General features: G+C 72.7%; 15 protein-coding genes. 6 read left to right on the forward strand and 9 right to left on the reverse strand.

The features are described from left to right. The first annotated feature begins 87 nt into the window (after positions 1 to 87). Positions 88 to 816 (forward strand): DJ-1/PfpI family protein, encoded by a 729-nt coding sequence (locus I4J89_RS39785; protein ID WP_196419376.1) that lies wholly within the window; start codon positions 88 to 90, stop codon positions 814 to 816. An 8-nt stretch (positions 817 to 824) separates the two neighbouring features. Here I4J89_RS39785 and I4J89_RS39790 read toward each other — a convergent pair whose 3' ends face one another. From I4J89_RS39790 to ald, 4 genes are all read right to left on the reverse strand, one after another. Then, complete coding sequence (locus I4J89_RS39790; protein ID WP_196419377.1) at positions 825 to 1,502, reverse strand: zinc metalloprotease; 678 nt, start codon at positions 1,500 to 1,502, stop codon at positions 825 to 827. A gap of 11 nt (positions 1,503 to 1,513) precedes the next feature. After that, a complete protein-coding gene (locus I4J89_RS39795) occupies positions 1,514 to 2,446 on the reverse strand; it encodes a ParA family protein (protein ID WP_196419378.1) in 933 nt (310 codons plus the stop codon). 138 nt (positions 2,447 to 2,584) lie between these two features. Then, the gene (locus I4J89_RS39800; protein WP_230860396.1) at positions 2,585 to 3,493 is read right to left on the reverse strand and encodes a site-specific tyrosine recombinase XerD; all 909 of its coding nucleotides are present in this window, start codon (positions 3,491 to 3,493) and stop codon (positions 2,585 to 2,587) included. 2 nt (positions 3,494 to 3,495) lie between these two features. Continuing rightward, on the reverse strand, positions 3,496 to 4,611 hold the full coding sequence (ald, locus tag I4J89_RS39805) for an alanine dehydrogenase (RefSeq protein WP_196419379.1): 1,116 nt from the start codon (positions 4,609 to 4,611) through the stop codon (positions 3,496 to 3,498). Between the two features lie 127 nt (positions 4,612 to 4,738). Between ald and I4J89_RS39810 the strand changes: the two genes are divergently transcribed. Both I4J89_RS39810 and I4J89_RS39815 read left to right on the forward strand, forming a co-directional pair. Further along, positions 4,739 to 5,896 carry a barstar family protein gene (locus I4J89_RS39810; protein WP_196419380.1) on the forward strand — a complete coding sequence of 386 codons (1,158 nt, stop codon included), beginning with the start codon at positions 4,739 to 4,741 and terminating at the stop codon, positions 5,894 to 5,896. 19 nt (positions 5,897 to 5,915) lie between these two features. After that, positions 5,916 to 6,302, forward strand: coding sequence for a YdbC family protein (locus I4J89_RS39815; protein WP_196419381.1), 387 nt, complete (start codon positions 5,916 to 5,918; stop codon positions 6,300 to 6,302). Here the strand turns inward: I4J89_RS39815 and I4J89_RS39820 are convergent. Continuing rightward, positions 6,268 to 7,131, reverse strand: coding sequence for a CPBP family intramembrane glutamic endopeptidase (locus tag I4J89_RS39820; protein WP_196419382.1), 864 nt, complete (start codon positions 7,129 to 7,131; stop codon positions 6,268 to 6,270). The genes I4J89_RS39815 and I4J89_RS39820 overlap by 35 nt on opposite strands. Positions 7,132 to 7,223: 92 nt before the next feature. Here I4J89_RS39820 and I4J89_RS39825 point away from each other — a divergent pair, with 92 nt between their 5' ends. Genes I4J89_RS39825 through I4J89_RS51335 form a run of 3 tightly spaced genes read left to right on the forward strand, consistent with a single transcriptional unit; the run spans position 7,224 to position 12,432 of the window. Beyond that, positions 7,224 to 8,603: an alpha/beta hydrolase gene (locus I4J89_RS39825; protein WP_373688195.1), complete on the forward strand. Its 1,380-nt coding sequence runs from the start codon at positions 7,224 to 7,226 to the stop codon at positions 8,601 to 8,603. A gap of 10 nt (positions 8,604 to 8,613) precedes the next feature. After that, a complete protein-coding gene (locus tag I4J89_RS39830) occupies positions 8,614 to 10,410 on the forward strand; it encodes a HEAT repeat domain-containing protein (protein ID WP_196419384.1) in 1,797 nt (598 codons plus the stop codon). A 33-nt stretch (positions 10,411 to 10,443) separates the two neighbouring features. Continuing rightward, complete coding sequence (locus I4J89_RS51335) at positions 10,444 to 12,432, forward strand: amino acid adenylation domain-containing protein (protein WP_196419385.1); 1,989 nt, start codon at positions 10,444 to 10,446, stop codon at positions 12,430 to 12,432. Positions 12,433 to 12,632: 200 nt separating this feature from the next. Here the strand turns inward: I4J89_RS51335 and I4J89_RS39840 are convergent, their stop codons facing one another. The 4 genes from I4J89_RS39840 to I4J89_RS39855 all read right to left on the reverse strand — a co-directional run bounded on the left by I4J89_RS39840 (position 12,633) and on the right by I4J89_RS39855 (position 18,377). After that, positions 12,633 to 13,211: an NUDIX domain-containing protein gene (locus tag I4J89_RS39840; RefSeq protein WP_196419386.1), complete on the reverse strand. Its 579-nt coding sequence runs from the start codon at positions 13,209 to 13,211 to the stop codon at positions 12,633 to 12,635. Between the two features lies 1 nt (position 13,212). After that, positions 13,213 to 14,901, reverse strand: a complete 1,689-nt coding sequence (gene pyrG / locus I4J89_RS39845; protein ID WP_196419387.1) for a CTP synthase — start codon at positions 14,899 to 14,901, stop codon at positions 13,213 to 13,215. Positions 14,902 to 15,033: 132 nt separating this feature from the next. Further along, positions 15,034 to 17,268, reverse strand: a complete 2,235-nt coding sequence (locus I4J89_RS39850; RefSeq protein ID WP_373688196.1) for a hypothetical protein — start codon at positions 17,266 to 17,268, stop codon at positions 15,034 to 15,036. Beyond that, positions 17,265 to 18,377: a glycosyltransferase family 4 protein gene (locus tag I4J89_RS39855; RefSeq protein ID WP_196419388.1), complete on the reverse strand. Its 1,113-nt coding sequence runs from the start codon at positions 18,375 to 18,377 to the stop codon at positions 17,265 to 17,267. Before I4J89_RS39855 ends, I4J89_RS39850 begins: the two co-directional genes overlap by 4 nt. Positions 18,378 to 18,462: the final 85 nt, after the last annotated feature.

Below are 18,462 nucleotides of genomic sequence, written 5' to 3' on the forward strand. Positions count from 1 at the left end.
CAGAAATCCGGCACCGTTGCACACGGATCCGGACCGGTCCGGCCGCACCCGCAGCCACCGGCCCGCCGCCACGGACACGATCGGCGCATGCAGATCGCCATCGTCCTCTACCCCGGCGTCACCGCACTCGACGCGATCGGCCCGTACGAGTTCCTCCGCTCCCTGCCCGGCGCCGAGGTCCGCTTCGTCGGTGCCGAGCCAGGCCCGATCGTCGCCGACAGCGGCGTGCTGTTCCTCGGCGTGACCCACACCTACGCCGAGACACCGCGGCCGGACATCGTGCTCGTACCCGGCTCCGGCCCCAGCACCGCGAGCGCCATGGCCGACACCGAGCTGATCGACTGGCTGCGCCGCGTGCACGAGACCACGCAATGGACCACGTCGGTCTGCACCGGCGCGCTCATCCTGGGCGCCGCCGGCATCCTGACCGGCAAGCCGGCCACCACCCACTGGACCGTGCAGCGTGCCCTGGCCGCCTTCGGCGCCGAAGCCCGGAAGAACGACCGGATCGTACGCGCGGACAAGGTCGCCACCGCGGCCGGCGTCTCAGCCGGTCTCGACCTCGGCCTCTGGCTGGTCGGCGAGATCGCCGGCCGCGACCACGCCGAGATTGTGCAGCTCTACATCGAGTACGACCCGCAGCCACCCTTCGACGCCGGCCACCCCAGCAAGGCCCGCAAGGAGATCACCGACCGCGCCTACCGGCTCAGCCGCAAGATCGCCTTCACGCCGTCCCAGCTGGGCGCGGTCGCCGTGGTGGCCTGGCGGCAGACCCTCACCGCCTTCCGCTCCAGGCGGAACCCGGCACACGACTAGGCGGAGCGTCAGGCCCAGACGCGCAGGAACAGTGCGCCGAGGATGTTGAGGATCATCAGCAGGATCGGCAGGCCGAGCGGGAAGAACGCGCAGATCAGCAGGATCAGCACCCCGATGTTCTTGTCCTCGAACCAGAGCCGCATCCAGTTCATGCTCGGTCCGGGCCGGCGCAGCGCGAACCAGAGGATGCCGAAGCCGTCCAGCGGCGGAATCGGGATGAGCGCCAGCAACCCGAAGGCGAGCAGGCCGACGCCGAGGGAGAGCAGGATCTGCTCGGCGTACGGCAGGGCGACGCCGCGGAGCACGTCACCGATGCCGGCGACGGACAGAACCACCTCCGCGTTCGCCGGGAAGATGATCGCGTACGCCGCGATCAGCACCTCTCCGGCGAGGATGCAGGCGACCGGCCCGGCCACGAAGACCGCCGCGGCCCGCCCGCGGCCCCGGTAGCGGGGCACCTCGTCCACGGTGAGCTGCCGGCCCCACCCCATCCCGCCCACCGCGGCCGAAACCGCGCCGAACGGGTCGATGTCCTCCCGCGGGCTCAGCCGCAGCGACCCCCGGCGTTCGGCCAGGCCGACGGTGCGGGCGGTGAAGCGGATGGCGACCGCACGCAGCGCCAAGCCGAGCAGGAATGCGGCGACCAGAGCGACGAACGCCACCGGTTCGCCGAGCGCGAAGAGCACGGGTGTCGGACCTAGCCTCGTTCTGTTTTGGCGGCGATGACCTCGCGAGCGAGCTGACGGTAGTTACGGGCGCCGGACGACGCGGGATCCAGCGTAGTGATCGGCGCGCCGGCCACGGTCGACTCCGGGAACTTCACCGTCTTCGTGATGACCGTCTGGTACACCTTGTCGCCGAACGCCTCCACGACCCGCTGCAGCACCTGGCGGCAGTGGGTGGTGCGGGAGTCGTACATGGTGGCGAGGATGCCTTCGAGTTCGAGGTCGAAGTTGAGCCGCTCGCGGACCTTGTCGATGGTGTCAAGCAGCAGGGCCACACCGCGCAGTGAGAAGAACTCGCACTCCAGCGGGATGAGCACGCCGTGGGCGATGGTCAGCGCGTTGATCGCCAGCAGGCCCAGCGAGGGCTGGCAGTCGATCAGGATGAAGTCGTACTCCTTGCGGACCGAGCGCAGCGCCCGGGCCAGGGCCATCTCCCTGGCCACCTCGTTGACCAGCTGGATCTCGGCCGCGGAGAGGTCGATGTTGGCCGGCAGCAGGTGCAGCCCGGCCACGTCGGTCTTGATGATGACGTCCTCGGTGGCGACGTCGTCCTGCATCAGGAGGTTGTAGACGCTCAGGTCGAGGTTGTGCGGGTTGACCCCGAGGCCGACCGAGCAGGCGCCCTGCGGGTCGAAGTCGACGAGGAGAACCTTGCGCCCGTACTCGGCGAGGGCGGCGCCTAGGTTGATGGTGGTGGTCGTCTTGCCGACGCCACCCTTCTGGTTCGCCAGGGCGATGATGCGCGCGGGGCCGTGCCGGTCGGTCGGCATCGGCTCGGGGATGGGCCGGCGCATCGTGTAGGCCGTGGGGTCGGCCGGGCCCAGGTCGGCGCCGAGATCGAGCGAGTTCTGCTGGTCACGGAGCGCGGAAGTCCAGGCCTCCGCACGGTCGCCGTTCCCTGACATGATCCTCGCCCCCTTCCGACCCGATTTGCATTTAGTTTTCCGCCGCGGGTTGGCTCAGCCGATGCCCGACTGTACGCCACGGGCCCATCCCGAAAGGGGTCAGCCGTTCGGCGTGTCGCACCTATGGATACACAGCTTCTAACGAGCCCGGGGGTGAGAGGTCGCGTACACCTCCCGGAGGCGCTCGACGGTCACCAGCGTATACACCTGTGTCGTGGTGACCGAGGCGTGTCCCAGCAGCTCCTGGACGACCCGTACGTCGGCGCCGCCGTCGAGCAGATGGGTGGCGTACGAGTGCCGCAACGTGTGCGGGCTCACCGCGTACGGACCGTCCACCGGCAACCCCGCCTCGAAGGCACACCGGTGCAGCACCGTCCACGCGCTCTGCCGGGACAGCCGTCCACCTCGGGCGTTCAGGAAGATCGCCGGCGTACCCCGGCCGGCCTCGGCGAGCAGCGGCCGAGCCCGTACCAGATAGGCCTGCAACGCGGTCCGCGCGTAACCGCCCACCGGGACCACCCGGGTGCGTCCGCCCTTGCCCCGCAGCACGGCCGACGGGTCGTCGTCGAGCTCCAGGTCGTCGATGTCGGCGCCGACCGCTTCGGAGATGCGCGCCCCGGTGCCGTAGAGGAACTCCAGCAGGGCCCGGTCGCGCAGCCCGAGCGGAGAGTCGGTGCCCGGCACGGCGAGCAGCCGGTTCACCTGGTCCACGTCGAGCGCTCTAGGCAGCCGTTTCGGGGGCGCCGGAGGGCGTACGTCCGCTGCCACGTCCTGCGGCACCAGGCGCTCGCGGACCGCGAAGCGATGCAGCCCGCGCACCGCGCTGATGGCCCGCGCCGCCGAGGCCGACGCCAGGCCGTCCTCGCGCAGCCCGGCCAGGTGCGCGGTCACGTCGGCGGCGCGCACCTGCCCGAGTTCCTCGATCCCGGCCTCGGCCAGCTGCCGCGCGTACCGGTCCAGGTCACGCCGGTACGAGGCCAGGGTGTTACGCGACAGCCCACGCTCGACACTGAGGTGGTCGAGATAGGCCTTTATCGCGCCGTTCAAAGTCAGCGGAGTACCTCCATCAGGGGTATCGCGTCCATGCCGTGCGCGTCGGCGACCGGACCGTAGGTGACCCGCCCGTCGAACGTGTTCAGCCCGGCCGCCAGCGCCGGATCGCGGCGCAGCGCGTCGCGCCAGCCCTGGTTGGCCAGTTCCAGAGCGTACGGGAGAGTGACGTTGGTCAGCGCGTAGGTGCTGGTGTGCGGCACCGCGCCGGGCATGTTCGCCACGCAGTAGAACATCGACTCGTGCACCCGGTAGGTCGGATCGTCGTGGGTGGTCGGCCGCGAGTCCTCGAAGCAGCCGCCCTGGTCGATGGAGATGTCGACGAGCACGCTGCCCGGCTTCATCCGGGACACCAGCTCGTTGGAGATCAGCGTCGGCGCTTTCGCGCCCGGCACCAGCACCGCGCCGATCACCAGGTCGGCGTCGAGGACGGCCTTCTCGATCTCGTACGCGTTCGACGCGATCGTCTGGATGTGCCCGCGGTAGTCGGCGTCGGCCGCGCGCAGCCGGGCCACGTTCTTGTCCAGCAGCAGCACCTCGGACTGCATGCCGAGCGCGATCGCGGCGGCGTTCATCCCGGAGACGCCGGCGCCGATCACCACGACCTTCGCCGCGTACACCCCGGGCACGCCGCCCATCAGCACGCCGCGGCCGCCGCCCTGCCGCATCAGGTGGTACGACCCGACCTGTGGTGCGAGCCGGCCGGCCACCTCGGACATCGGCGCCAGCAGTGGCAGCGAGCGGTCCGGCAGTTCCACGGTCTCGTACGCGATCCCGGTCACCTTCCGGTCGATCAGCGCGTCCGTGCACTCCTTGGACGCGGCCAGATGCAGATAGGTGAACAGCACCTGTCCCGGCCGCATCCGGTGGTACTCCGGCGCCACCGGCTCCTTGACTTTGAGGATCAGGTCACCGGTCCCCCACACCGCATCCGCGTCCGGCAGGATCTCGGCGCCCGCCGCCCGGTAGTCCGCGTCCGTGATGGACGAGCCCATACCGGCTCCGGCCTGCACATACACCTGATGGCCGGCCCGGGCGAACTCGAAGACGCCCGCCGGGGTGATCGCCACCCGGAACTCGTTGTTCTTGACCTCACTGGGAATGCCGACCTTCACGAGCCGACACCGTCCTCTCTCAACGCTGAGCTAGTCCCCTTGCGCGGAGAGTACCCCTGGTGACGTCCCAGTTCGCGCCGCATGTCCCGGGATACCCCCGTCGGCGGCGAGGCGGTACGGTCGCCCGGTGATCGGCCTTCCCTGGATCCTGGTCGACGAGACCATCGACGACAGTGACAACGTCGTCGCCACGTGCGCCGACATTGACGGACTGTTCGCCGACCCACCCGAGCCGGCGGTCGAGCGCTACACGCTGCTCGATTGCACCCCGGCCGGCCGGCTGCGCGCCGCCTGCGACGGCAGCGGCCCGTCCTGGCTGGGCAATATCGGTCTGGAAGCGATTGACCCACCCGACTCCTGCGCCGTCGAGCTGCTCGACGTCACGGTCCTGAAGAGCAGCCGCTCCGGGCGGCACGGTCCCCTCGAAGTGGTCCTCGAGGGGCGGCTGCGCCAGCCGCCGAGACGCGCCCCCGAGGCGGACGGCTATCTGCTCACCGGCATCGACGCCGACGGCGAGGAGGACTTCGGCGCCTGCGCCGGCCTGGACGGGGTGTTCCGTGACCGGCCCGCGCCGCCGCGCCGGCCGGCCGCCCTGATCGGCTGCCGGCCCGGTACCCGGTTGCAGCGTGCCCTGGAGGCTCTGGACCGTGGCACCGCCCGTCACCGGCGCTGGGTCAACGCGTCGATCTTCAGCGTGGGCCGGGACGGCACCGCCACCCGGCTGCTCGACTCGGGGCTCGGCGCGGAGGTGGCCGGCGTACGCCCGTCGCTGCTCGGCGACGACCTGCTCGATGTGACGCTGGAGCCGACGTACGCCGACGCGGTCGGACCGTCCCGCCCGGCCCGTGCCCGCGAGGTCTGGAAGCGCTGGCAGGAGGGCCGTCCCATCGATCCCGGCGCGTGGGCCCGCTACGACCGGGAACTGCGGCAGGAGTGGGCCGGGGCGGCGTTGGCGCACCACCGGCACGCCCCGGACCGCAAGCCGGGCGCGACCGTGCACCTCGAGGGCCGGCACGTCACCGACGAGGAGGGCTTCTACTGCGCGATCGGCGAGGCGGTCAACGGGCCCGGCGGCTACTTCGGCTGGAACCTGGGCGCCCTGCACGACTGCCTGCTCGGCGGATGGGGCGTGGCGCCCGGTTTCCGGCTGGTCTGGCACGACTCGGCGGTCGCCCGCGACCATCTGGTCCCCGGTTACGACCGGCGCTGGTGGGCGCCGTCGCTCACCATGGACCAGCTCCTCGAACTGCTGGCCGCGGACGGCGTCGAGGTCGAACTGCGCTGATCACACCGAGGCGGATCGCATGCTCATCAAGTGGGTCACCTGCACGACCAGCGACCCGGCTGCCTTCGCCACCGGTCAGTCCGCCTGGGCCGGGCTGCGCGATCTGCCCGGCTTCCTCGGCCAGGCCGGCGGCTGGAGCCGGCACGAGCCCGGCCGGGCGCACATCGTCGCCTGGTGGCAGGACCGGGCGAGCTATCAGGCGTTCATGGCCGGGCCGCACGATCGGCTCGCCGCCGCCCAGGCCGGCGCCTACGACACCATCCAGGTGCGACTCTTCGACGCGCCGCAGGAGATCGCCCGGCCTGTCCAGGCGGCTCTGCTCCTCGCCGCCATTACCGGCGACCAGGTCACCCTCGACCCTTCCTGGACGGTCAGAGGAAGAGCGGCAGCAGGGCCAGCGCGTTGATCGCGCCGTGTACCAGCAGGATCGCCCACACGTTGCGGTACCGGGACCACAGGTAGCCGGCGAACAGGCCGAGCCCGCCGTTGGAGACCAGGATCAGCAGGGTGATGTCGAAGAACGGGCCGTCGCCGTAGCGGTGCACGTGCATGACCGCGAACAGCAGCGTGGACGCGGTGATCGCCGGCCAGCGGCCCCACAACGCCTCGAGACGGGTCTGCAGGATCACGCGGTAGAAGATCTCCTCCAGCACGCTGGCGGTGACGAAGGTGAACAGCATCCCCACCGCGAGCGTCAGCAGGTCCCAGTCCTGGTATCCGGAGAGGTCGCGAGCGCCGACCAGTGGGCTGTAGAAGAACAGGTAACCCCAGGTCACGACCACGATCGCCGGGCCGAGCCAGTACCACAGCCGGGGCAGCCGGGCCCGGTGCTCGCGCGCACCGGACCGCCCGGGGATGCGGCGCAGCACCAGCCACGCCCCGATCAGCAGGATCAGCACCTTGGCCAGCGGATAGACGTCCGCGAGGCCGGGCGTGGTCCGCAGCGCCAGGCCCACCGGCGGAAACAGCAGGGCCAGGCCGATCAGCCACCAGGCCTGCCTGCGCAGCGCGTCCCGCTCGCCCCCGGCGGCGAGCTCCAGCTCCGGCAACCTCGGCGGCACCAGCCGGATCAGCAGCAAGCCGACCAGGTACGGCACCGCCACCGCGGCCAGTGGCACGGTGTCGGCCTCAGCGTCCGCGGAGGTCGCCAGCCGGGTACGCCCAGTGAGCCACAACAGAATCGGAGCTGCGGCGAGCAGCACGAGCCCGGCGGCGGTCAACACCTTGATCCGCATCGCTCCATTGTGATCAGCGAGGCGACCCTGAGTGGCCCCGTCGGGGCGATTCCGGATATGTCACACCGCACCGGGCGACCACGATGAGGCACATGGCTACTTCTCGATCTATCGCGCTGTCCGCCATGGTCGTCACGTTGCTGACGCCCGGCATCGCCCAGGCACGGCCGCCGGCGCCGGCGTTGGACTGGGGCGACTGCGCCAAACCCGACCCGGCCGTGCAATGCGCCGATCTGCGGCTTCCGGTGGACCGATCGAAACCGGACGGTGCGACGTTCGAGCTCGCGGTGGCCCGGCGCCCGGCCCGGGTACCGGCCGAGCGGGTCGGGACCCTGATCTTCGGACCGGGCGGGCCGGGCGACTCCGGGGTGAGCCGGGTGCTCGCCGGCAACCGGTTCAGCGACGAGCAACTCGACCGGTTCGACATCGTCAGCTTCGATCCGCGTACGGTCGGCGCCAGCGACGCACCCACCTGCGCGCCGGAACCGGACCGCCCGCCGGTGATCCTGCGCGACCAGGCCGACTTCGACGCCACCGTGGCCCACAACCGCGCGTTCTGGGAGCGATGCCGGGCGAGCAGCGCGGTCTTCGACCACGCCGACACCAAAAACACGGTGTACGACCTGGAAGCGCTCCGCCGCGCGCTGGGCGAGCCGGCGCTCACCTTCCACGGAAGCTCCTACGGCACGCTGCTCGGTCAGCAGTACGCCGAACGGTTCCCCGGCCGGGTCCGGGCGATCGTCCTGGAGAGCGTCTTCGACCACGGCCTCGACCTGTCCACCTTCGTCCGTACCCAGGCGATCGCGCTGCAGGACTCGTTCGACGAGTTCGTGGCCTGGTGCGACCGGACCGGCCCGTGCCCGCAGGACGTCCGCGCCACCTGGGCGGAGGTGCTGGCCCGGGCGGACCGGGGAGACTACGCGCCGTACACCGCCTTCGACGTGGCGGCCCTGCCGCTGGGGACCCTGCAGAAGCCGGACTGGCCCGCCCTGGCCGGTGCGATCACGGGGCTGGTGGCCGGGCGTACTGACGTGCTGCGCCCGTTGCCGCCGCTCGCCGCCGGGGTGGTCTGCGCCGACTTCCCGGTGCCGGTGCGTGACTTCCAGGCGTACCGGAAGCTGCTCCGGGTGGCCCGGCTCGCCGGGCCGGACATCCGCTACGGCGCCGGCCTGCTGGCGATCTCCACCTGCCTCGGCTGGCCGCAGCCGGTGGCGAACCCGCCGCACCGGCTGCGGGTGCACACCGAGACGCCGTTGCTGCTGCTCAACGCCCGGCACGACCCGCGCACCGGCCACGAGTGGGCCGCGCACGTCGCCGCGCGACTGGGCCGGCACGGGCGGCTGGTCACCTACGAGGGCTGGGGACACGGCGTCTACCGGACCACGGACTGCACCACCGCGGTGGTCGATCGCTACCTGATCGACCTCGCCCTTCCGCCGCACGGGCATACCTGTCCGGCGCCACTTCGGTAGGTTGCCGATCATGCTGGACGATCTCGTGCGGGTGGACTGGGCCGGGCTGACTCACGCCTACGGGCCGGCGGACGATCTGCCCGGCCTGTTGCGCGGCCTGGCCCAGGGTGATGACGACGCCCTGTTCGAGCTCTACGGCAACATCTGGCACCAGGGCACGGTCTATCCGGCGACGGCGTACGCGGTCCCGTATCTGATCCGGCTCCTGGACGGCCCGGACAGTGACACCGCCGGCATCCTCGGCCTGCTCGACGAGATCGCGCGGGCCGGGGCCGGCCGGGAGGACGCCGCCGCCCACCTCGCGGTGGCGGCCGGCCTGCCCAGCTATCTGCGCCTGCTCGCGGCCCACCCCGAGCAGGGCGTCCGGGCCGCGGCGGCGGCCACCATCGGTGCGCTCGGCCAGGCGGTGGCCGGCGGCGCCTCCGCGGCCCTGCGGCAAGCCGCCACCGGTGACAGCGATCCCACGGTACGGGCGGCGGCCGTGCTCGCCCTGGGTGTACGCGGTGACGGGGTGGCCGAGCATCTCGACGACCCCGCGCCGCTGCCCCGGCTCACCGCCGCCCTGGCGATGGCCCGCGCCGAGTCCGCTCTGCCCGCCGCGGCGGTGTCCATCCTCGAACGGGACGCGCCCGCCTGCCTGGGCGACATCGAGCGGCTGCCGGAGTTCGACGACGACCCGCTGGTGTGGGTCCTGCGCGGGCTCCGGCACCGGTGGGAACTCCAGGTCGACCTGGTCACCGCCTGGCTGCGGCATCCGGATCCGGCGGTCCGCGAAGGTGCCGCGTACGCCGCCGAGGAACCCCTGATGCACTGGCGTCCCGCCGCCGGCCGGCTGGCGCCCGCCCTCGCCGCCGCGGTCGCCGATCCGGAGAAGAAGGTCTACCACTGGGCGGTGCGGAACCTGGCGAACGCCGGGCGGGCCGCAACGGCGTACGCCGACCAGCTCGCGGCCGCTATGGACCAGCACCGGGAGGCGGTGGCCGTGACAGCGCTGGCCCGCATGGGCGATCCGCGTGCCGACGCGTACCTGGCGGCCGTGCTGGCGGCCCTGCCGGACGCGGACATCGACCGGCTGGGCGGGGCGTTCGACGCGCTCGGGCCCTGGGCGGACCGGTGCCGGGCGGTGATCACCGGTGCCATCCCGTCCGCACCGGCCGGCCGGCCCCGCGAAGGGCTCATGCGTGCCGCCCATCGGGTCGGCGTGCCGGCTGCCGAGCTGCTGCCGGTGCTGCGCCGGGAGGCGGACCGGCATCCGCGCGCGGTCGCCCGGGTCCTCGGGGACCTCGGGCCGTCAGCTGCCGAGGCGCTGCCGGAACTGCAGGCCATGCGGCGGGCCGGCGCCGGGTGGGATGCCGAGCTGGCGATCTGGCGGATCACCGGCGCGACCGGCGAACTGCTGGCCCGGGTGCGTGCCGCGATCAGCGACCGCGTCGAGCCGGAGGCACTGGAGGTGCTCGCCGCGGCGGGGCCGGCCGCGGGCGACCTCGCCGGGCTGCTGCCCCGGAAGTTCGACAGTGACGATGCCCGGCAGGCGCTGTGGGCGGCGGTGGCCTACTGGAACCTCACCGCTGACCCGGTGCCGGTGGTGCCGGTCCTGCTGCGCTTTCTCAATTGCGGGCCGCGCGGGATGGTCGCGGTTCAGTGCCTGGGCGACATCGGGCCGGCCGCTGAGGCGGCGGTTCCGGTGCTGCGCGCCGCGGTCGAGTCGCCGTACCGGCAGTGGCAGATGTCGGTCGGTGAGGACGGGGTCCGTCAGGACGAGGCCTGGCGCGACGCCTGCTCGGCCGCCCTGGCCCGCATCAGCTGATTTCTGTCGTACCCGGCGGATAGGTTGCCGGCCATGCTGGACGACCTCGCGACGGTGGACTGGTCCGCGCTGACACATGCGTACGGGGCCGCGGACGACGTGCCGGACCTGCTCCGGGATCTGGCCGGGGGCAGCGGCAAGGCGCTGTCCGAGCTCTACGGCAACATCTGGCACCAGGGGACGGTGTACGAGGCTACGGCGTACGCGGTGCCGTTCCTGATCCGCGTCCTGGAGGCACCGGGCGCCGACCCGGGCGGTGTGCTCGGCCTGCTCGCTTCGATCGCCGACGGCACGTCCTACATGGATGTGCATCGCGGGCTGCTCCCCCGTTCCCAGCGGGACAGCGGCGAGATCGTCGAGCAGATGGACGCCGAGCTCGGCTGGGTCGCCGCCGCCGGCCGGGCGGTGGCCGAGGGGATGCCGGTCTACTTACGACTGCTCGCCACGCACCCGGATGAGGACGTGCGCGCCGCGACCGCCCACCTGCTCGGCGGCGTGGGTGCGGGCGCCGCCCGGCAAGCCGGGTTGCGCCAGGCCGCCGGCGGCGATCCCAGCGATCTGGTCCGGGCCTGCGCGGTGCTGGCCCTCGCCGCCGTCGACGAGCCGGTGGCGGGGTCGCTCAGCGACCCGGAGCCCCTCCCCCGCCTGGCCGCCGCGATCGTCACCGCGAACATCCGGGCGGACGACGACCCGGAGCCTGTGCCCGAGCCGATCGCCCAGATCATCGAGCGGGACGCTCCGGACTGCCTGACCCGGATCCAGCGCCTACCCGGCGGTGTGAGCAACGGCCTGAGCTGGGTCATCGCAGCGGTGGCGCGGCACCCGCGTCTACAGATCCGGCTGCTGACCGCCTGGCTGCGCCACCCCGGCCGCCCGATACGCGAGGCCGCCGCCTACGCCGTCACCGGGCCGCTGCACACCTGGCGACCGGCCGCCGCGGCGCTGGTGCCGGCCCTTGCCGCCGCCCAGCGAGACTCTTCCGAGGCCGTTCGCACGATCACCCTGCGGCATCTGGCCGGCGCCGGTCAGGCCGCCGCAGGAGCCGCAGACCTGCTGTGGGCCGCCGTGGAGAAGGGCCCGGTGCACAGCCAGGGCACGGTGTTCGCCGACGATCGCCCGGTCGGCGCCTCCGCGCTCGTCTCGCTCTGCCTGCTGCGGGACCCGCGCGCCGACCGGTTTCTGGCCGCCTTGCTGCGCGAGCGCCCGCTTCGGACGGCGGGACTGGATGACGCCATCGAGGCGATCGGTCCGTGGGCCACAGCGTGCCGGTCAGTGATCGTCGACGCCGTCGAGGCGGCGGAGGCCGGAGCCGTCCGGGCCCGGCTGATCCGGGCGGCCGGCAGGGCGGGAGCCGACCCGGCCGGGCTGGTGCCGGTGTTGCGACGACACGTCGCCGAGCACCCGCACTCGGCGAGCGAGCTTCTCGGCGATCTCGGGCCGGCCGCGGTCGCGGCGCTGCCCGAGCTGATCGCGATGCGGGCCGACGACGACCCCGCCCGGAAGCGGATCGCGGCCCGGGCACTGTGGCGGATCACCGGCGAGGTGGACGACCTGCTCACGGTGCTCCGCGACCAGATTCGCGAACACGGCGCGCTGGAGACCCTCGCCGAAGTCGGCCCGGCCGCGGCCGGGCTGGCCGAGCTGCTCCCGCCGATGTTCGACGGTGACGACGAGTGGCGGGCGGTCCACGCGGCCATCGCCTACTGGCACCTCACCGGTGCCGCCGGCCCGGTCGTGCCGGTCCTGGTGCGCTACGTCGCGTGCGTCCCGTGGGGAGTCCTGGCGGTGCGTGCGCTGGCCGCCATCGGGCCGGCCGCGCAGGAGGCGATCCCGGTGCTGCGGGCGCACGCCGGCTCGCCGTACCGGGCGGTGGGGTGGCGCTGGGGCGGCTCGGACGGCCTGGTCGCTGAGGACGAGGGATGGCTTGCGGTGTGCCATTACGCCATCGACCGGATCCAGGGCGGGCAGCCGGACAGTGGCTGGCCGGACGTCCTCGTACCCGAAGCATTCCGGCAGCCATGATGACGCGAGCGCGGCCGCCCGACGAAGACCGCCGGAAGGCAGGGGCCAGTAAAACGCGAGTCCGGCCGCCGACGAGGACCGCTGGAAGGCGGCCTACCAGGACGCGAGCGCGGCCGGCCGCCGGAGACCGCCGGAAGGCAGGCCCGCCGGCCAAAACGCGAGCGCGGCCGCCCGGATGGGCGGCCGCGCTCGCGACGGGCTCAGGCGGCCGGCAGCAGCGTCCAGCCGGAGTCGCGGGCGCGGGAGGCGGCCAGGATGCCGGCCACCGCGGCCGCGTTGGTGATCTCGCCGCGGAAGACCATGGCGACCGCCTCGTCCAGGGCGACGCGGCGGACCTCCAGGTCGGCCTCCTCCGCGGTCCGCGCGTGCCGGTCGGCCTCCGGCACCGGGGTGAGGTCGCGGGCCAGGAACACCCGCACCCACTCGTCGGAGAAGCCGGGTGAGGTGTGCAAGTCGATCAGCGGCTCGATCCGGCCCGCCGTGAGGTCCGCCTCCTCGGCCAGTTCCCGCGCCGCGGTCACCGCCTCGTCCTCGCCCTCCACATCGCGCAGGCCGGCCGGCAGCTCCCAGAGGCGCTGCCGGACCGCGTGCCGGTACTGCTTGATCAGCACCACCCGGTCGTCGGAGTCGAGGGCGACCACGACGACGGCGCCGCGGTTCTCCACCACGTCACGGTCGGCGGTGCTGCCGTCCGACATGGTCACGTCGTCGGTGAAGACCGTGAAGATCGCGCCTTCGTACCGTTCGACACGGGACACCGTCTCGTGCTCGAACGCCATGTCAGGCGACCTCGACCGGCTCGACCGGCAGCTCGTCCGCGGCGGCGTACACGATCGCGGCCTTGACCAGCCCGTCGAAGAGGGGGTGCGGCCGGGTCGGCCGGCTCTTCAGCTCCGGGTGCGCCTGGGTCGCCACGAAGTACGGGTGCACGTCCCGGTCCAGCTCGATGAACTCGACGAGCCGGCCGTCCGGCGACGTGCCGGAGAAGACCAGACCGGCCTGGGACAGCTTGTCCCGGTAGTCGTTGTTCACCTCGTAGCGGTGCCGGTGCCGCTCGGAGATCTCCGTGGAGCCATAAACCTCGGCGACGATGGAATCGGCCTTCAACGCAGCCGGGTACGCACCGAGCCGCATGGTCCCGCCCAGGTCGCCCTTGCCGGCGACGATGTCCTCCTGGTCGGCCATCGTGGAGATCACCGGGTACGGCGCCTTCTCGTCGAACTCGACCGAGTTGGCCCCGGACAGACCGGCCAGGTTGCGGGCGGCGTCGATCGTCATGCACTGGAGACCGAGGCACAGACCGAGGATCGGGATCTTGTTCTCCCGCGCGTACCGCGAAGTGTTGACCTTGCCCTCGATCCCGCGCACGCCGAAGCCGCCCGGGATGACGATGCCGTCCGCGCCCTTCAGGGCGGCGGCCGCGCCGGCCGGGGTGTTGCAGTCGTCGCTCGGCACCCAGCGGATCTTGATTTTCACGGTGTTGCCGAAGCCGGCCGCCCGGATGGCCTCGCTCACCGACAGGTACGCGTCCGGCAGGTCGACGTACTTGCCGACCAGCGCGATCGTGATCGTGCGCTTCGGGTGGTGCACCCGCTCCAGCAGGTCGTTCCAGGTCTTCCAGTTGACGTCCCGGAACGACAGACCGAGTCGGCGCACCACGTACGCGTCGAGGCCCTCGTCGTGCAGCACCTTCGGGATGTCGTAGATGCTCGGCGCGTCCGGGCAGGCGATGACCGCCTCGCGGTCGACGTCGCAGTAGAGCGCCAGCTTGTGCTTGAGCTTCTCCGGGATCTCCCGGTCGCTACGGCAGATCAGCGCGTCCGGCTGGATACCGATGTTGCGCAGCGCCGCCACCGAGTGCTGGGTCGGCTTGGTCTTCAGCTCGCCCGACGGCGCCAGGTAGGGCACCAGCGACACGTGCAGGTAGAAGACGTGGTCACGGCCGACCTCGTGGCGCACCTGGCGGATCGCCTCCAGGAACGGCAGCGACTCCATGTCGCCGACCGTGCCGCCCACCTCGGTGATGACGACGTCCGGCACCCGGCCCTGCTCGTCCGGATCGGCCATCGCGAAGATCCGGCTCTTGATCTCGTTCGTGATGTGCGGGATCACCTGCACGGTGTCGCCGAGGTACTCACCGCGGCGCTCGCGCGCGATGACCGCCGAGTAGACCTGGCCGGTGGTGACGTTCGCCTTGCCGGACAGGTCCCGGTCCAGGAAGCGCTCGTAGTGACCGACGTCCAGGTCGGTCTCGGCGCCGTCCTCGGTGACGAAGACCTCGCCGTGCTGGAACGGGTTCATCGTTCCGGGGTCGACATTCAGATAAGGGTCAAGCTTCTGCATCACGACGCGGAGACCGCGGGCGGTGAGCAGATTGCCGAGGCTGGAGGCGGTGAGGCCTTTGCCCAGCGAGGAGGCGACGCCCCCGGTGACGAAGATGTGCCGCGTCTCGCGCACTGTTGAGGCCAAGGCCCGCTCCCGTGGTCGCCGATCTTCCGGTTCTTGCGGCCGGGGCAGCGCCCCATCCACGGGAGTCCACCGTAACACCGATTGCCGCCGGTGCCATGTTCGGGCTGGTCGGCGTGCGTGTCATCGGATCCGTTAGATCACCACTACTGGATCTTCGTCGGATTTGCGCAGTGACGGCCCGCCCGGTCCGTCCGTTTCGCCCGGTGGCGGCGTCCGGTCGGCGGCGTGCACCAGCACCCGCAGCGCGGTGAGCACCGCCACAGGAACCGCCGCCGCGGCCGCCGCACCGGCCGCGCCGACCGCGGTGCCGCCGAAGACACCGGCGATCAGGGTGGCCACCGCCGTACCGGCCAGCCCGGCGCGTACCGCGGGATGCAGCCCGTACACCCGGGTCAGCCCGCCCCACGGGGAGAACTGGCAGAACAGCAGCATCAGCGTCCCGGCGAGGGCGAGCAGCGTGAGCGGGCTGTCCAGCAGCGCCTGCCCGTTCGCGGCGGCCGCCCGCTGCATCGCCGGGCCGGCGGTGCCGTTCCCCAGGGCGGTCAGGAACCGTCCCAGCGTGCCCTGCTCCAGCGGCAACCGGCTCAGGTCCAGCGCCGCGAACCCGGCCGTCACGGCCAGCCCGGCCACCGTCGCCCAGGCCAGCCGGGGGAAGGTCAGCCAGCCGCCGGTGCTGAGCGCCGCCGCGACACACACCCCGGCCGTCACCGCGATGGCGCCCACCGGGTCGGCACCCAGGTACGGGCTGCCGACCATGACCACGCCGATGCCGCCGAAGAAGACGATCACCACCGGCCGCCAGCGCCGGCTCACCCACTGGGCCAGGCAGCCGGCCAGCAGCAGCAGACAGGCCACGAACACGCCCAGCCCGACACTGCCCAGCCCGGCGTAGCGGACCCCGTACACCGCCGAATAGCCGGCCACCCCGTTGAGCTGCAAACGGGACCCGGTGAGCAGGTCCACCGCGATCACCGTCGCGCCGATCGCGGAGACCGCCGCCATCGGCCACAACGTCTCCCGGTAGCGGGGCGTCAACCGGATCAGCAGGGTGCCGGCCACCATGATCGCACCGGTCGCCGACCCGAATATCCACGCCGGATGGGTGCTGTTCCACCACGGCGCCAGGTCGGCGAGCAGGGCCGCCGGGATGGCCAGGCCGGCCGCGATCAGTGCCGCCTCGGCCAGCGCCACCAGCCGGGGCGGCGGCAGCGGCGGAGCGGCCGGGCCGGCGTGCCGGCGGGCCCGGACCAGCACCGGGACCACCGCCACGAAGAGCAGGAACTGCACGATCGCCAGCACGGTGAAGAAGATCTCGGCGACGCCGCGCTGGGCGATCGACCGCTGGTCCGCGTCGTGGTTGCCCTGCATCGCCTCGGCCGGGTCGGACGGCCGGCCGTCGGAGACGGTGGCCGCGTACCCGTTGAACAGCTTCTCCGGCGACGGGCGGCCCAGCGCGGACAGCACCGTCGGCGCCAGGTCGACAAGCTGCAGGTAGCCGTCGCGGCCGGTGCCCGCGGAGGTCAGCCAGCCGCCCTGCCAGCCCTCCCCCTCGGCGATCGCCACGTGCAGCCGTGAGGTGCGCTCGGTGTCCGACAGCCCGGCGATCACCATGAGCGACCGCTCCGGGCGGGCGGCCAGCACCCGGGCCAGCACCGCGTCGGCCGCGGCCACGGCGGCCTGCCGTTCGGCTCCGCTACCCGAGATGGTGCCCAGGTCCACGATGCTCAGCACGCACTGGCCGAGCAGTGGCGCCGGATCATCCGGCAGTTCGGGCAGGTAGCGGTCGACGCGGCCGAACGGGCGGGCCGCCGCGATCGCCGCACCCGGCCCCACGGCCACCGTGCAGCGCACCGACTCGGCCAGGGCGCCGGGCGTGGTGCCGTACGGCAGCCGCTCCTGATTGGTCCGCACCACCGTCCGCTGATCGACCACGTTCGCCCCGAAACCGTCCGGCTGGGTGAGTTCCGGTTCCGCCGGCGGGCATCGGCCGGTCACCGCCCGGGTGTCCCACGCCGCATAGTTACCGGCGCCCAGCGTGAGCCAGCCGTCCGACGGACAGGTCACGGCGTGCGCCGAACGTACCGACAGCCAGCCCACCGAGCCCTGGGTCGCCTCCTGCCACAGCGCCGGGGTACGCCTCGGATCGAGGTCCTCCCAGCGCAGCCCGGCCGCGGCCGCCACCACCACGTAGTCGGCGCGGCCCCGGCGCGACTCCTCATCGGGGCTGACGGTCAGACCGGTCAGGCTGGCCACCGCTATCAACGCCACCAGCAGGTACGGCACCCACACCTTGGCACGCGGGCCGCGCGGGGTGCCGGGACGTCGTACCCGGCGCAGCCGGTTGAGCCAGTGCGGCACCCTGATCACCGGCGAACCGCCGCGACTTCCGCGTACGCCGAACGCACGTCAGCCACCACGTCCGCCTCGGTCGGCCAGGTCGCCGCCTGCCGGGGCCCCCGGGCCGCGTAGTCGGCGCGCAGCTCCGGGTCGCCCAGCATGCGCCGGACCGCCTGGTCGAGCGCGTCCAGGTCGTTCGGCGGGATCAGCATGGCGGCATCGCCGACCAGTCCCGGCAGCCCGCCTACCGCGGTGGTGACCAGCGGGACCCCGGCGTGCAGCGCCTCCTGGGCGAACAGCTGACGCGCCTCCCAGTCGCTGGTGACCACCGCCAGGTCCGCGCCGAGCAGCAGATCCGGCACGTCGGTGCGGTGCCCGAGCAGATGGAACGGGGCATGCACCCGGGACGCCTGCTGCGCCAGCGGCATGTAACTCGGGCCGGAACCGGCCACCGCCACCTCCGGCGCCGGATCCAGCTCCCGCCATCGGGCCGCGGCGTCGACCAGCAGGTCGTAGTGCTTCTGCGGATGCAGCCGGCCGACCGACAGGATCAGCGGAGTCTCCGGGCGCAGCCGGAACTCCGCACGCACCGCCGCCCGGGTCCGCCGCGGCGGCGCCATCTCCGGCGCCGCGACCGGCCCCAGCCGCGCCTTCTTCGCGCCGAGCGCGACGGCCCGCTCCACCAGGTCCTCCGACGCCCCGAGCGTCAGCGCGGCGTTGCGCGCCACGATCCGCTCCACCAGGGCGCCGGCCTGGCCGCGCAGGCCTTTCGCCAGCACGGCGTTGTGCCAGGTGGCCACGAGAGGTACGCCGGTCCGCGCGAGCGACACCACGAAAGCGGCCCGCAGACCGTGCGCATGGATCACCTCGGCGTCCCGCCCGGTGATCGCCCGGCGCAACGCCCGGATCGCCCCGGAGTCCTGCGGCCCGGGGTCGGCCGGGATCTCCACCGGCGCGAACTCCACCCCGGCGGCGCTGAACCCGTAGTGCTCGTCGGTCGCGGCCGGTGCGCAGACCAGCACCCGGCAACCGGCTGCCAGCAGGCCGCGGGCCAGCGAGGCGACGTGCCCGCCGGTGCCGCCGGTGGCGGAACCGAGCACCAGCACGACCGAGCCGCACCAACCGTCGTCGCCGCTCACGAGCCGTATTCCTCCCTCGAATCGCACATCCCGGCCGGACCGTCGCAGAATCGACGGGCCAGGGAAAGCTTGTCATCGCCGGTGG

The organism is Actinoplanes aureus, from assembly GCF_015704865.1.
GTDB lineage: Bacteria > Actinomycetota > Actinomycetes > Mycobacteriales > Micromonosporaceae > Actinoplanes > Actinoplanes aureus.

What these genes read in the sequence shown, in the direction of transcription:
- I4J89_RS39785 (WP_196419376.1), top strand. Translation starts at nt 88, where the DNA reads ATGCAGATCGCCATCGTCCTCTACCCCGGCGTCACCGCACTCGACGCG.
- I4J89_RS39795 (WP_196419378.1), bottom strand. Translation starts at nt 2,446, where the DNA reads ATGTCAGGGAACGGCGACCGTGCGGAGGCCTGGACTTCCGCGCTCCGT.
- I4J89_RS39815 (WP_196419381.1), top strand. Translation starts at nt 5,916, where the DNA reads ATGCTCATCAAGTGGGTCACCTGCACGACCAGCGACCCGGCTGCCTTC.
- I4J89_RS39820 (WP_196419382.1), bottom strand. Translation starts at nt 7,131, where the DNA reads ATGCGGATCAAGGTGTTGACCGCCGCCGGGCTCGTGCTGCTCGCCGCA.
- I4J89_RS39825 (WP_373688195.1), top strand. Translation starts at nt 7,224, where the DNA reads ATGGCTACTTCTCGATCTATCGCGCTGTCCGCCATGGTCGTCACGTTG.
- I4J89_RS39830 (WP_196419384.1), top strand. Translation starts at nt 8,614, where the DNA reads ATGCTGGACGATCTCGTGCGGGTGGACTGGGCCGGGCTGACTCACGCC.
- I4J89_RS51335 (WP_196419385.1), top strand. Translation starts at nt 10,444, where the DNA reads ATGCTGGACGACCTCGCGACGGTGGACTGGTCCGCGCTGACACATGCG.
- I4J89_RS39840 (WP_196419386.1), bottom strand. Translation starts at nt 13,211, where the DNA reads ATGGCGTTCGAGCACGAGACGGTGTCCCGTGTCGAACGGTACGAAGGC.